11 protein-coding genes are annotated in these 14,003 nt (G+C 72.6%); 4 read left to right on the top strand and 7 right to left on the bottom strand.

The annotated features are described in order from the left end of the window. Window positions 1–8: 8 nt before the first annotated feature. Complete coding sequence (locus tag IO39_RS35795) at window positions 9–2,741, bottom strand: ATP-binding protein (protein ID WP_043633169.1); 2,733 nt, start codon at window positions 2,739–2,741, stop codon at window positions 9–11. A gap of 226 nt (window positions 2,742–2,967) precedes the next feature. Here IO39_RS35795 and IO39_RS35790 point away from each other — a divergent pair, with 226 nt between their 5' ends. After that, window positions 2,968–3,882: an NAD(P)H-binding protein gene (locus IO39_RS35790; RefSeq protein WP_052423798.1), complete on the top strand. Its 915-nt coding sequence runs from the start codon at window positions 2,968–2,970 to the stop codon at window positions 3,880–3,882. On the opposite strand, the gene IO39_RS35785 is transcribed toward IO39_RS35790, so the two are convergent. Both IO39_RS35785 and IO39_RS35780 read right to left on the bottom strand, forming a co-directional pair. After that, a complete protein-coding gene (locus IO39_RS35785) occupies window positions 3,883–4,680 on the bottom strand; it encodes an alpha/beta fold hydrolase (RefSeq protein ID WP_043633165.1) in 798 nt (265 codons plus the stop codon). It abuts the gene before it with no gap. A gap of 46 nt (window positions 4,681–4,726) precedes the next feature. Further along, window positions 4,727–5,899, bottom strand: coding sequence for an MFS transporter (locus IO39_RS35780; protein ID WP_211267287.1), 1,173 nt, complete (start codon window positions 5,897–5,899; stop codon window positions 4,727–4,729). A 192-nt stretch (window positions 5,900–6,091) separates the two neighbouring features. Here IO39_RS35780 and IO39_RS35775 point away from each other — a divergent pair, with 192 nt between their 5' ends. Continuing rightward, the gene (locus IO39_RS35775) at window positions 6,092–6,658 is read left to right on the top strand and encodes a TetR/AcrR family transcriptional regulator (protein ID WP_043633162.1); all 567 of its coding nucleotides are present in this window, start codon (window positions 6,092–6,094) and stop codon (window positions 6,656–6,658) included. Between the two features lie 121 nt (window positions 6,659–6,779). Here IO39_RS35775 and IO39_RS35770 read toward each other — a convergent pair whose 3' ends face one another. Beyond that, window positions 6,780–8,231, bottom strand: a complete 1,452-nt coding sequence (locus IO39_RS35770; RefSeq protein WP_084774048.1) for a vanadium-dependent haloperoxidase — start codon at window positions 8,229–8,231, stop codon at window positions 6,780–6,782. 259 nt (window positions 8,232–8,490) lie between these two features. Between IO39_RS35770 and IO39_RS35765 the strand changes: the two genes are divergently transcribed. Further along, complete coding sequence (locus tag IO39_RS35765) at window positions 8,491–8,922, top strand: hypothetical protein (RefSeq protein WP_157549351.1); 432 nt, start codon at window positions 8,491–8,493, stop codon at window positions 8,920–8,922. Window positions 8,923–9,025: 103 nt separating this feature from the next. On the opposite strand, the gene IO39_RS35760 is transcribed toward IO39_RS35765, so the two are convergent. From IO39_RS35760 to IO39_RS35750, 3 genes are all read right to left on the bottom strand, one after another. Further along, window positions 9,026–9,604 carry a dihydrofolate reductase family protein gene (locus IO39_RS35760; RefSeq protein WP_043633156.1) on the bottom strand — a complete coding sequence of 193 codons (579 nt, stop codon included), beginning with the start codon at window positions 9,602–9,604 and terminating at the stop codon, window positions 9,026–9,028. A 252-nt stretch (window positions 9,605–9,856) separates the two neighbouring features. Beyond that, a complete protein-coding gene (locus tag IO39_RS35755) occupies window positions 9,857–11,275 on the bottom strand; it encodes an AbfB domain-containing protein (RefSeq protein WP_084774046.1) in 1,419 nt (472 codons plus the stop codon). 166 nt (window positions 11,276–11,441) lie between these two features. Beyond that, on the bottom strand, window positions 11,442–12,497 hold the full coding sequence (locus IO39_RS35750) for a LacI family DNA-binding transcriptional regulator (protein ID WP_043633154.1): 1,056 nt from the start codon (window positions 12,495–12,497) through the stop codon (window positions 11,442–11,444). A 464-nt stretch (window positions 12,498–12,961) separates the two neighbouring features. On the opposite strand from IO39_RS35750, the gene IO39_RS35745 reads away from it, so the two are divergent. Further along, a partial coding sequence (locus IO39_RS35745) for a hypothetical protein (protein WP_043633151.1) occupies window positions 12,962–14,003 on the top strand: 1,042 nt, incomplete at its 3' end.

The following is a 14,003-nucleotide window of genomic DNA, read 5'->3' as shown; positions in this document are numbered from 1 at the left end:
CCGCCCGGCTACGACAGGCGCACGGACCTGAGCTCGCGGCGGGAGGCGATGCCCAGCTTGCCGAAGATGTTGCGCAGGTGCGCGTCGATGGTGCGCGGGCTCAGGAAGAGTTGCGCCGCGGCCTCCCTGGAGGTCGCCCCGGCGGCCACGAGCCGCGCGATGCGCAGCTCCTGGGGCGTCAGGGCGTCGGCCGGCTGCGTCACCCGCTTGCGCGGCTGCTCGCCGGTGGCCCGCAGCTCGCGGGCGGCGCGGCCGGCGAACGCCTCCATGCCCATGCCCGACAGCATCTCGTAGGCGGTGCGGAGCTGTTCCCGGGCGTCCTGGCGCCGGCCCTCACGGCGCAGCCACTCGCCGTAGAGCAGGTGGGCGCGGCCGAGAAAGGTCGCGTACCGGCATCGGGACAGCTGGTCGATCGCCTCGCGGTACAGGTCCTCGGCGGCGGGCCCGGTGGTGGTCAGCGCGCGTGAGCGGGCCTCCACCCCGAGCGCCAGGGGGGTGCCGCTGGCACGGGCACGGGAGCTGAGCCGTTCCAGCGCGGCGGCGGCGCGCGACGGCTCGCCGGCGCGGACGGCGGCCTCGACCAGCTCGGGCAGGGCGGCGCTGCTGTGCGTCAGCTCGTCGGCGTCGCACGTCACCGAGGCGGCCAGCAGTGCGGCGCGGTAGTCGCTCAGCCCGTTGTGCAGGACGGACAGCGAGGAGTGGGCGAGGGTGACCACCGTGCCCTCGCCTCGCCGGGTCGCCTCCTGGACCATGTCGTCGAACAGCTCCATCGCTTCGGCCCGCCGGCCGACATACGCGCGCAGGACGATGTCGTGCGGCAGCGGCGGGGCTCCGGTCGACTGCGAGATCGCGGCCACGTCGGCGACCAGGCCGGCGGCCTGGGCCAGGTCGCCGATCTGCACCAGGATGGTCGAGTGGAAGTTGAGCGCCGTGGCGAGCGTGGACAGCGCCCCGGCGTCGCGGGCCAGCCGGATGAAGCGGGTGGTCAGCTCGTAGAGGGTCTCGTCGTCCCACAGCATGTACGCGGCGCGGCAGGCCGCCCACAGCCCCCGCCGGCTGGCGTCGTCGGTGCCCAGGTGGTCGCGGTACGCCCGCAGCGCCCGCCGCAGGCCCGGCACGCTCGCCTCGTACCCGCGGGTGAACCTGGTCACCAGCCCGTCGAGCAGGAGATCGGCCGGGCTCGGCGGTCCGGCCGGCGCGGGAGCGTCGCGCGCCGCCTCGGCGACCTCCACCACGCCGCGGCCGTGCCCGAACGGGCCTGCGTGGATGGCCGCCTCGAGGGCCTGGAGGTAGGTGTCCCTGGACTGGGCGGGGTCCAGCGGGGCGAGCGTCTTGGCGGCGTGGAGCAGCATCCCCGGCACGTCGCTGCTTCGCGTCCGGGCGAACTCGATCTGGGCGCGCAGCCGCTCGGCACGGGCCCGATGCAGGCCGTCCAGCGGGCCGGCCACCGCGATGGTCAGCAGCTCGAAGGCGGCGTCGGACGCGCCCGCCTCGTGCTTGGCCTGCGCGGCGGACAGCGCCCGGCAGGCCCGGTCGGCGGGGTCGGGAGTGAGGGCGGCCGCCCGTTCCAGGAACGCCGCCGCGGCGCCCAGGCCACCGCGGGCTCTGGCCCGCCCGGCCGAGCGCTCCAGCTCCAGCGCGACCGTCTCGTCGGTGCCCAGCGCCGCCCGCGCTCGGTGCCAGGCCCGGCGGTCGGGGTCGGCCCGCTCGTCGGTGGCCTCGGCCAGCGCGCCGTGCGCGCGGCGGCGCTCGGCCGGCGTGGCGGCCCGGTAGACGGCCGAACGCACCAGCGGATGAGAGAAGCGCACCGTGGCGCCGACTTCGAGCAGCCCCGCCGCTTCGGCCGGCGCGATCGCACCGGCGTCGATGCCGAGGTGCTCGGCCGCCCGCCACAGCAGCGCCGCGTCGCCGACCGGATCGGCGGCCGCGATCAGCATCATCGTCTGTGCGGACGGGGGAAGGCCGGCCGCCCTGCGCCGGAAGCTCTCCTCGATCCGGCCGGGCACGCTCCGCGCGTCCGGCATTCCGAACCCGCCCGCCAGCCCCGCCGGCGCGGCGTGCCGGGACAGCTCCAGCAGGGCCAGCGGGTTGCCCCGCGCTTCGGCGAGGATCCGCTCGCGCACCCTGTCGTCAAGCGGGGCGTGGACCGCCGAGTCCAGCAGGGCCCGCGCGTCGGCGTCCGTGAGCCCGTCCAGGCGTAACTCGGTCAGGCCGGCGAAGACCTTGGCGGCCTCGAAGGCGGGCACCTGGTCGCGCAGCCCGAACACCAGCGCCAGCCGCTCGGCCTGCACCCGCCGCGCCACGAAGGCGAAGACCTGCGCGGAGACCAGGTCCAGCCAGTGCGCGTCGTCCACCAGGCACAGCAGCGGCTCGTCCTCCGCGGCCTCGGCCAGCAGGCCGAGCGTGGCCACCCCGACCAGGAACGGGTCCGGCGCCGCGCCGGAACGCTGCCCGAACGCCACGGCCAGGGCGGCCTGCTGGGGTTCGGGCAGGGCGGCGAGGCGATCCATCAGCGGCGCGCAGAGCTGGTGCAGCCCGGCGAACGCGAAGCCGATCTCGGACTCCACGCCGGCCGTGTTCACCACCCGGAAGCCCGACGCGGTGGCGCGGGCGTGCCTCAGCAGCTCGGTCTTGCCGATGCCGGCCTCGCCGCGCACGACGAGCGCGCCGCTCTCTCCGCCGCGCGCCCGCGTGAGCAGCCGCTGAACGGTCACGTACTCGGCCTGCCGACCTCGAATCATCACCGGCTCCCCCGAGGGCGTCGACGGGCCGCGGGCCTGGCCCGCCGGTCCCTTGATCAACGACAAAGCTACACGGACCGCGTCACTTCGGGCCGGGCGGTTCGCGGGTGAACCGTCGCCTTCTTACGTAGGCGAGTAGGCGATTCCTGCCGACGCCCGCCGGCCGCCGCTGGACGACCCTGATGACAGACAGCCGGCGTTCAACCTCTCGAGACAGGAACCTCTCATGTGCTACCTCGTCATCGGAGCCACGGGCGACGTCGGCGGCGCCCTCGTACCCCAGCTTCTGGAGCAGGGCCGCAAGGTCCGCGCGCTGGTCGGCGACGCCTCCGGCGCCGAGCGGCTCCCGGCGGGCGTCGACGTCGCCGTCGGCGACCTGGACGAGACCGAGTGCCTCGTCGCGGCCGCCTACGGCGTCAAAGGCGTCTTCTACCGGCAGATCACCCCGCTGCCGGCGCAGGCCGGGAAGATGGTGGATGCCGCCCGGTCCGCCGGCGTGAGCAGGATCGTGCTGCTCTCCTCGATCGGCGCCGTCCTGGAGCCCAAGCCCGCGATCGGGGCCCGGACCGCCGCGCGCGACGACGTCTTCCGCCGGTCCGGGCTGGAGGTCACCTACCTGCACGCCAACATCCTGATGTCGGACGCGCTGTGGTGGCTGCCCGCCATCCGCGATCAGGGCCGGGTCTACGACGCGAGCGACCCCGGCCTGGCCGTGCCCGTCGATCCCTACGACGTCGCCCGGGTCGCCGCGCTCGCCCTCACCCACGACGGGCACGCCGGCCACAGCTACATCCTCAACGGCCCGCACCCGCTCTCCGCGCGGGATCAGGTGGGCATCCTCGCCGGCGTGCTCGGGCGGGACATCGAGTTCGTGCCGGTCACGCCCGGGCAGCTCGCCCGGCGCAGCGTCGCGTACGGAACCCCGGAGGACCTGGCCCGGACGATGCGCGGCCTCGACGAGCTCCGGCGCACCGGCCGCGCCGCGGTGGTCGCCCAGGACATCGCCAACCTCACCGGCACCGGGCCACGGACCTTCCGCGAGTGGTGCGAGGACAACAGGCACGCCTTCGGGCAGACCCGGGCCGACCGGCGGCCCCGGCGCGCCACCGGAACGAGCCCCGCCGACTGCCCGCAGGCCTGATCAGGGAGCGACGCCGGCCAGGAGCTTCGCCGTTTCCTCCGGCGACTCCACCGGGAAGTGGTGGCTGCCCAGGTCGACGAGCACGATGCCGAGCCGGTCGCCGTAGCGGTCGATCGCCTCCTGCGTGATGAGGTCCCGGATCGCGAACACGGTGATCGGCTGCTTCGTCTCGCGCAGCGCCGCGTCCATGTCCCAGCGCAGCAGGCCCTCGAGGGAACGCAGTCCGGCGGGCTGTCGCACGGCGGCCATCTTCTCGACGTAGGCATCCTTGCGGGCGGGGTCGGTCCCGGCCGGCGAGCCTGCCTCCACCAGGCCCCGCACCCCCGCGGCGAAGTCCTCCCTGAACACCCGCAGCATCGCCTCGGCCTGCTCCTCGCTCATCGCCGGGAACAGGGACAGGTAGTGCAGGGCGTCGAGCGCGACCACGTGCGAGACCCTGCCGGGCAGCAGCCGGCCCACCTCGACGGCGACCGCCCCGCCGAGGGAGTGCCCGGCCACGACCACCTTCTCCACCGACTCGGCCGCCAGCACCGCGGCCACGTCGCGGGCGAACTCTTCGATGGTCCAGGCCTCCCGCGCCGACCGCGACTCGCCGTGCTCGGCGAGGTCGATCGCCAGCACGCGGTGGCCGTCGGGCAGATGGCCGGTCACCGCGTCGAAGTCGCCGCGGTCGCACGCCCAGCCATGGATGAGAGCCAGAGCCGGCCCTCCCGCCGGACCGCTGGCCGTGTAGCGGATCGTCGTGCCGCCGGGTCGCCGGACCTCCCGGTTCCGCCGGATCCTGCCGTTAGTTGCCATGATTAGTCCTCATTTCGACATCTGAAGGGAGGTCTTCGCCGGGGCCTCAGTCACAGGCGACCGCGGCCATGCGGCACCGGGGCCGCGGCCGGTTCAGGCGCAGGACGAGGGCGGAGAAGGTGATCACCGCGATCACCAGCGCGTAGATCATGGTGGCGGACCTCAATCCCAGGGCGGTGACGGCGATGCCGCCGAGCACGGCGGGCACGCTGTTGCCCAGATAGCTGATGATGTTCGCCAGGGCGAAGACCGCGCCGCGCTCGTGCGGCCTGGCGATCCTGGCGAAGGTGCCGAACGTGGCCAGCACCGACGCGCCGAAACCGATGCCCGCGACGACGGTGCCGGCCGCGGCGAGCCAGACGAGCCCGCCCGCCACCCCGGCGAGCGACGTCGAAGTGCCCAGCCCGAGCATCGCCGTGGCGGGGGCGAGCAGCGAGGACGCCGGGCGGGAGCGGAGCAGGGCGACCGCGAACGCCGCGGTGCCCGCCAGCGACGTCACGACGACACCGCCGATGAGATGGCTGCGCAGCCCCAGCAGCTCCGCGGCGACCGACGGGCCGAGGGAGAGATACATGCCGGCCAGCGCCCAGGTGGCGATCATCACCGGCACCAGCGGGACGATGTCCGCGCGCAGGTGTGCGGGCATCGCCACCCGCGGGCGAAGGGAGGCCAGCGCTCCCGGCCGGCGCGGCGACGTCTCCGGCAGGAGGGCGACGACCACCGCCGCCAGCGCCACGCCTCCGAGCAGCAGCGCGTAGACCAGCCGGGTCGGCGCCGGGCCGAACTCCACCAGCACACCGCTGCCGACGGCGCCCAGAGCCAGCCCGGTCAAGGGCGCCACCGACGTGACCACGCCCGCCCGGACGCGGGCCTGCCGCGGTTCGAGATCGACCAGGGTGGCGCTCAGCGCGGTCGTCGCCGCCCCCGTCGCGACGCCCTGCAGCACCCGGGCCGCGGACAGCACCAGCACGTCCCCCGCGACCAGGAACAGCACCAGCGCGACCGCCTCCAGCCCGATCGCCGCGGCGAGCACCGGCCGGCGGCCGAGATGATCCGACAGCGCTCCCACGACGAGCAACGAGGCCAGCAGGCCGACCACGTAGAGAGCGAAGACCACAGTCAGCACCCAGGCCGTGAACCGCCACTGCTGCTGGTAGATCACGTAGATCGGTGACGGCGCGCTGGAGGCGGCCAGGAAGAGCACCAGGACGGCGGCCACGGCCGGGAAGGCGCCCCTCCACGGCCGGCGGTGCGCACCGGCGACAGGTGGTGCGGTGCCGGAGGACGCGGCACCGGAGGATTCAGCAGACACGGAAACCTCGCAGTGATCGTTGCGTTAGTGGCTGCGAACGTACCACAAAAGCAGCGATCACTGCGAATTAAAAGCAGTGATCGATGCAATAATGGAGACATGCCAGCTCAGAGCTCCCCGCCGCGCACCGACACCCGGCCCGGAGGCCGCTCGGCCCGGGTCCGGGCGGCCGTCCACCAGGCGGTCAAGGAACTGCTCACCGACGAGGCCGGCGATGCGCTGACGATCCCGGTCATCGCCGCGCGCGCGGGTGTGCACGCCACCACCGTCTATCGCCGCTGGGGCTCCGTCGGCGAGCTGCTCGCCGACGTCGCGACCAGCCGCTTCTCCGGCGATGTCGTGGTCCCCGACACCGGAAGCCTCCGCGAGGACCTGGAACGCTATGCCTACGACCTCGCCAAGGACCTCAGCGACCCGGACACCCTCGCGCTGGTACGCGCCATCGTCGGCACGGGCGGGGAAGGCGCCGGCGTGTGCCGCATGGAGCGCCAGCGACAGCTCGAAGCCATCATCGAGCGGGAGCAGGCGCGGGGCAATCGGGTTCCGACCGTCGACCGCGCCGTAGAGGCCCTGCTCGCCCCCCTCTACTACCGGGCCGTCTTCACCGACCAGGCCCTCTCCCCCGAATGGGCACGCGGCCTCGTGTCACACCTGCTGCCGGAATGACCATGTCCGGCTTCGTCCGTCCCGGCGCCGGCGGGGCCGGGACGGAGCGTGCGTTCCCCGAAGCCGGGAGCCCGTCGCGCACCGGAGGCACGGCCTGGAGCCGCCTCCGGCGCGCGGCCGCTCATCGGGGCGTGGCGGGCAGTTCGGTCAGCTCGTTGGTGAAGACATGCCCGGCGATGGCGTCGCCGATGGCGATGCCGTCATCGGCGTCCCACGGATAGTGGACGCCCAGCCACAGACGGCTCTGCGCGTTCTCCTGGGCCGCCTGCTCGAAGGAGGTGAACGTCTTGCTCTTGACCGGGCTGGTCGGGTCCTCGGTGTCCACCGTGAAGGTGGCGTCACCGCCGAAGTAGCGGGTCATGATGCCCGCCCAGGCTCCGGCGAAGGTGGCGTGGCCCGACACCCAGGAGGGGAAACAGGGCGAGAAGCGGTTGCCGTCGCGGTCCACCGACAAGGGCCGCCAGGCGGGATCGATCTCCCTGATGGCGCTCTCGGGCCGCCACAGGTCGATGACCGTCTGGTACTTGGTGTCCCACGCCGCGATGGCGGCGTCGGCCAGGGCGAGGGAGACCAGCGTGTACAGGCGGGCGTTGTCGTAGCGGTCGACGATGTTGAGCTGCCGCGCCACCTGCCCGGTGTGCACCAGCAACTGGCCGACCGGGCGATAGGTGTCGTCCACGTCGTTGGCCCAGAACAGGGCCGCCGCGGTCTGCTCGGTGGTGCGCTCGATCCGGGTGGCGGCGGTGTCGGCCGCGCCGCCGAAACGGCGTACCAGATCGACCTGGCGCTGATACTCGGCGGTCTGCAGCAGCTGGTCGTAGCGGATGGCCTGCTGCGGCGTGGGGCGCCTGAACTGGGAGCCGGACGTCATCGAGAACGGCTTGACCAGGCCCCAGTTCGGCGTCACCGCGTGCTGGTTGGCGGTGCAGTTCGGGTCGCCGGTGGGCCGCCAGGCGCCTCGCTCGGTGCTGGGCGTGTAGACGGTGGTGTCGTTGGAGCGGTCGCCGCTGCGGAACTGCCGCATCCGCTGCACCACCGAGCTGACCACCTGCAGGTCGAGGTAGTCGAAGTCGGTGGGGCTGGTGCCGAAGCGGTGGGTGAAACGCTGGTTGAGCAGGCTCGTCATGCTCGGGCTGTGCGGGGTGGCGGTGCCGTACAGGTCGAGCAGGATGTTGTAGGCGGTCCGGCCGATGACCCGCTCCTCCTCGTTGTCGGTCTCGCCGAGGGAGAAGTAGCGGCCCGCCTGCAGGTAGGGCTGGTAGAGCCGGGTACGCCACTGGTCGCGGTACATCGTCTCGGCGTCGAAGAGCGCGGCGTTCATCATCGCCGCGGCCCTGGCCAGCCTGCCGGGGGCCGCGTCGGGGCCGTTGAGCCGGCGGAAGATGTCCACCAGCACCTGGTTCCAGTACTGGGTGGGATCGCCGTCGTAGTTCGGCGCCGCCGCGGCGGCCGGCTGCGGCGCGGCCACCACGGTGCCGGTGACGGCCACGGCCAGCGCGCTGCCGAGCGCGGCCAGCCGGAGACGCCAGGTCCTGCGGGGTAACGGACGGGTGCCGGTGTCCTTCACGAACATGTCCTCCGTCTGCCGGGATCTGCGGTGAAGCAGCTATCGATCAAGCTCAGCACACCGATCTGGTAACGGCAAAGGACGGTTCTCTCCGGGGCGAGGCCCGTGCCCGCGCCGGGAGCGGCCGGGGTCCGCGTCCGCGCCGCCGTGCCGGGCCGTGTCGGGCCGTGCCGTGGCCGTGCCGTGGCCGTATCAGTGGCCGTGTCAGCGGCCGTGTCAGCGCGACACCGGCCGGGTGTCAGAGCGGTGCGCGACCGTAACGACCATGAACGGATCAGTGATCGCGGCCGCGACGCCGCACAGGGCGGACGAGGGCGAGATCATCCTGACCGGCGCCGGCTTCCGCCACGCGCTGCGGGGCCCGCTGGCCCGCTACGACGTCATGCTCGGAAAGCTCGTCGCCATCGGGATCGCCATCGGGCTCGTGCCCGCCGGCAGGAAGGGCCCGGGGACGGGGCCGTCACCTCGGCACCTGTCGCTCACCCCGCTCATCGACACCCTGCGCGGCCTGCTGACCGGCCCGCCGTCGCCGGTCGCGGCCGTCCTGGCGATCGCCGGGTGTGCCGGGCTCCTGCTGCTCGGCTACCTGTGGGTACGCGCGCGGTTCACGAAGCGGGCGCCTTCCTCCCCAGCCGGACCGCGTGCGGACGGACCGCGCGGCGACGTATCGTCCGTCCGGTGGAGCTGCGGTTCATGACACGCGAGCCGGACTCGCCGTGGGCACCTCGTTGCGGGCCGTGCCCACCCCGGCGCCGGTCGACGGCGGCGCGATCGCCCTCCCCCCGGGTCAGTCCCCCGGGTCAGCGCCGGACGTCGTAGACCAGCTTCAGGATGCCGTTCGAGTAGCTCTCCGACTCCCGCAGCGTCAGCAGGTACTTGTCCCGGTCGGCCCGGCCGAACAGGCTCTTCCCGGCCCCGAGCAGCACGGGGAAGACGAGCAGGTTGTACTGGTCGATCAGGCCCGCGTCCGACAGCCGCCGCGCCAGCTCCGCGCTGCCGTGGATGAAGATCGCGCCGCCCTCGCTCTCCTTGAGCGCGGCGACGTCCTCGGTCGAGCGCAGGATCGTGGTCGGCCCCCACCCGCCCACGATCGCGTCCTCGGACAGCGTGCCCGACACCACGTATTTGGGCAGCTCCTTGTAGTCGGCGTGGTCCTGCGAGCCGGGCCAGACCGCCGCGAACGCCTCGTAGCTGCGCCGGCCGAACATCAGCGCCGTCGTCTCGGCGAGCTCCTCCCCCTTCAGCGTCCACGCTTCGGGGACGAACTCGAGGTCCTTGAACACCCACCCGCCGCTGCGGTGCTCCTCCCCCGGCCCGCCGCCGGGCGAGTCCACGACGCCGTCGAGCGACATGAAACCGGTGTAGACCAACTTGCGCACTGGCGTGTCTCCTCATACTCGGGCGAATTGCCAGCTACACCGTAGACCACGGCCCCGACAACCGTCTTGAACGGAAACGACATCGGAGCCGGCACCACGCGCCGGCCGAGGGGCCGGGCAGGGCAAGCGGCACGGCGCCGCCGGAGCGGTGGCCGCCTGATCGCCAGCCTCCCGATCGAGGGGCCGCCGGACGTGCCCGTCGTCGCGTGGGCTGTGACCGCTCTGCTCGCCGCGGCGCACCTGTCGCCGGTGTCACAGCACGCGGAAGGTCGCGTCGGCGCGCCCCACCGCGTCCGTGATCGGGTCCAGGCGGAGCAGGTAGTCGTAGTGGCGGATGTACCGGTCCGGGTAGTTGTACGACTGGAACGAGGCGGCAGAAGGCTCGGAGAGGCCGGGCACCCGCCGGAACGTGGCATCGGCGGCGAACGCGGCGGTGCCGTCGTTGGCGGCCAGCACGAAGTCGAACCCCCGGTGGCGCAGGTAGTAGCCGGGGTAGTTGACCGATTCCAACGACAGGTACCCGGAGGTGTTGGCCAGCCCGGGCACCAGCCGGAACTGCCCGTCCTGGGCGGGGCTGACATTCGGGTCGATACGCATGTCGAAGTTGGCGTGGCGCACGTACCGGTCCGGGAAGTTGTAGGACTGCAGCCGGCTGACGCCGGTTGCGGGACTGCTCACGCCGGCGGCGGTCTGGGGCACCCGCGCGATGGTGCCGTCGGCGTTGTAGGAGAGGTACTCCATCGCCAGGGAACGGCGGAAGTCGCCGCCGCCGGGCAGGCCGTTGCGGTGGTAGGCGATGTACCACTGGCCGTTGTACTGGGCGATCGACTGGTGGTTGGTGGAGACGTTGGTGTAGTCGAGGATGACGCCGCGGTAGGTGAAGGGCCCCAAGGGGTTGGCGGCCGTGGCGTAGTGGATCTGTCCTGGCCAGCCGGTGGAGTAGGACAAGTAGTAGATGCCGTTGCGTTTGTGAAGGTGCGGGGCCTCGCCATACGTGGTCGGGCCGGAGATCGTGACGTTCTGGATGCCACCCGACGTGGAGATCATGTCGGGGTTCAGCCGGACCACCTTCGGTGCCCCGGCGCCGAAGTACAGGTAGGCCTGCCCGTCATCGTCGACGAACACCGCCGGATCGATGGGCTCCCCGCCGGTGTTGGCGTCGCGTCCTGTCTCGATCAGCGGGTTTCCGCGGGCGTCGGTGAACCCGCTGACGGGCGAGGTGCTCCGGGCGACACCGATCTTCGTCCGGTCGACCGGCAGGTAGAGGTAGAAGAACCCGTTGCGCTGCACGGCCGCCGGCGCCCACGCGTACTGGCGGGCCCAGCCGAACGCGCCGAGGGACAGCGGCGCGCCGTGGTCGGTCCAGCTGACCAGGTCGGTCGAGGAGTACACCCGCCACGCGGTGGAGTCCCAGTAGGTGCCGCTGTTGATGGCGTCGTCGGTGGCGTAGATGTACATCCGGTTGCCCGACACGAGCATCGACGGGTCGGCCGCGAACCGGGTCACGATGGGGTTGTCCGCGTGCGCCGCCGTGCCGGGCACGCCGAACAGGGCCACCGTCGTTGCCAGCACCGTGGCGGCCAGGCAGGCGGCCGCCCTGCGCAGCGCCGACCGGGGTGACGACGGGATGGGGCCGGCCGGCGGGCCGGGGGCGAAGGGATGTGTCGTCATGGCTTGCCACCTCTCGTGAGGTCGGTTCTCGTGATCGTCCGGCATGCGGAACGATGCCTGGCTGCGGCCGGTCGCCATGCCGATCCGGGGGACTGCGCCGGCCCCGCCCCGCCGACGGAGATCCTCGGCCCGACGGGGCCGCCTACGTGGCGTCACCTTCCGGGGTCTACGGGGGCGGGGGTGCGGTGGAGGCACGGACGACGAGCTCGACCGGTGGGTCGAGTGCCGGCGGGAGGTCCGCGTCCGGCTTTTCGATGGCTTGGACGAGGAGCTTCAGCCCTTCGCGCGCCACCGGGTCGAACGGCTGGCGGACGGTGGTCAACGGCGGCGTCACGTGCGCGGCGATCGGCATGTCGTCGAAGCCGACGACGCTGACGTCCGCCGGCACGCGGCGGCCGGCTTCGAGCAGGGCGTGGATCACGCCGATCGCCATCTCGTCGCCCGCGGCGAACACCGCGGTCACGTCGTCGTTCGCGGCCAGCGCCCGGCCGGCTCTGTACCCGGAATCGGCGGACCAGTCACCGTCGAGTGCCGGCGGTGCGCTCCGGCCGTGCGCGGCCAACGCCGCTCGCCATCCCGCGAGGCGTTCTCTTGCGGCGTACCACCGTTGGGGGCCGGCGACGTGGTGGACGGTGGCGTGTCCCAGGTCAAGCAGGTGTTCGGTCGCCACCCGTGCCAGCTGGTAGGCGCCGACTCCCGTGGTCACCGTCCGCGGGCCGGTGAAGAGCGGTGGCGCTTCGACGAAGAGCACCGGGACGTCGACGTGGATCGGGGCCTTCCCCTCGTCGACCGGTTCGGAGATGACGATCCCGTCCACGCCCTGCTCCAGCAGAGACTGCACCGCGCCTGCGACGCCGGCCGGGTCACCGTCGACCGTGCTGACCACGCGCAGGGCGTAGCCCGTGTCCCGCACCGCCCGCTCGATGCTCACGAGCAGGGATGCGGGCCCGAAGCCCGCCGTCCCCAGCGTCACCACACCGATCGTGCGGGTCCGTCCGGAGGCGAGGGTCCGGGCGGCGTGGTTGGGCCGATAGCCGAGCATCTGCGCCGCCTCGAGGACTCGCCGGCGAACCTCGGGGGTCACGTAGGGCTCGTCGTTGAAGACCCGGGAGACGGTCTTTCTGGAGACCCCGGCAAGCCGGGCGACGTCCGCGCTGCTCGGCACGGGGGCTCCGGTCCGTCCCACCGGTCGCGTCATGGTGTCTCCCGTCGGCTGGATCATCCTGCTCGCCGTATGACCGCGTGGTCATGTTGACGCCCTAGAGCAGTCGCCGTCAAGAGCCGGAGCCGCGCGGCCTACCCCAGGGTCGGCGCTGGTCGTCCCGCCGGGAGCGCCAGGTTTGCGGACCTGGGTCTTGACGGCAGCCCCCGGCCGCGCACTATGACCACGCGGTCATATGGCAGGTTTCACATCCCCACGGCCCATTACCGTCCCTTCGCGCGCTTCCGAGGCGCGCTGATGACCGATCGTCCCGTCGACGTCTCTGCGGTCGGCGGACACCACCTGCCCGGCGACCACGGGCGCACGCCGCCGACCGCCGCCGTCGGCGTGCCACGCCACCCGGACAGGAGCACCAGCGCAGAGCCGGTGGCCACAGGCCACTTCGAACCCATACGAGAGGGGTCATCGTGATCCGAAGTCGGAGAGCGTGGCCGGGATCCGGGCGACGCCCGGCAGGAGAGCCCATGAACAAGAGAAAGTGGCTTGGACGGATCCTCGCCGCGGCGATCGGGACCGTGCTGTTACTCCTGCCGGTCACCCCCGCCGAGGCGGTGAGCCCGACGCCGCGCACGCTCTACCAGCTTCCCGGCGACGCGCAGTGCACCAAGGGCTTCGGCAATTGCGTGGCGGTCCCGAAAGCCGAGGCGCTGCCGGGCGGCCGCCTGGTCGCCGGCTTCGAAAAGGCCACCATCGGCCCGTCCGGCACGGCGGCCGGGCAGGTCATCCCGGTCTACAAGAGCGACGACGACGGCACCACCTGGCAATGGCTGTCCGACGTCCGGGCGCCGGCCTACCTGTCCAACGACCCGGCCCACGCCCGATACACCAGCAACTGGGCCAGCCCGTTCTTCTACGTCCTGCCGCAAAGGGTCGGCGACCTGGCCGCGGGCACGCTGCTGCTGGCCACCGTGGTCACCGGCGAGGACGTCTACTACACCGAGCAGAAGGCCGCCAACCCCGGCTGGACACCCACCAACGACGGCGACCGCCGCGACATGGCGATCGCCCTCTACTCCAGCACCGACCAAGGCGCGAGCTGGACCTTCCGCAACATCATCACCACCGGCGGCTGGCAGGGCGGCAGCGCCGGCGCCATCGGCGGGCGCATCGCCCACGCCAACACCCACCGCCAGGTCGACCCCGTCTGGGAACCGTTCCTGATGGTGTACGACAACCAGCTCATCGCCTACTACTCCGACGAGAACGACTTCACCGGCTACCACCCCTCCACCGGCGTGCTCATCCCACGCGGCGACAACGCCACGGCCGGCGACTCCCACGGCCAGGTCATCGCCCACCGCACCTGGAACGGCACCCTCACCAGCCCATGGAGCCCACCCGTCGTCGACGTCGCCGGCCTCACCCACAACACCGGCGGCGTCACCCAGATCGGCGGCGGCCGCCCCGGCATGCCCAACGTCGTGCCCACCACCGACGGCCGCTGGATGATGACCTACGAATACTTCGGCGGCGGCGACAACGTCCGCTACAAGATCTCCACCAACC

The sequence above is a fragment of the Nonomuraea candida genome (genome assembly GCF_000725485.1).
Taxonomy (GTDB): domain Bacteria; phylum Actinomycetota; class Actinomycetes; order Streptosporangiales; family Streptosporangiaceae; genus Nonomuraea; species Nonomuraea candida.
Note: the sequence above shows the minus strand (reverse complement) of the source record. Positions and strands in the feature narration are given on the sequence as shown.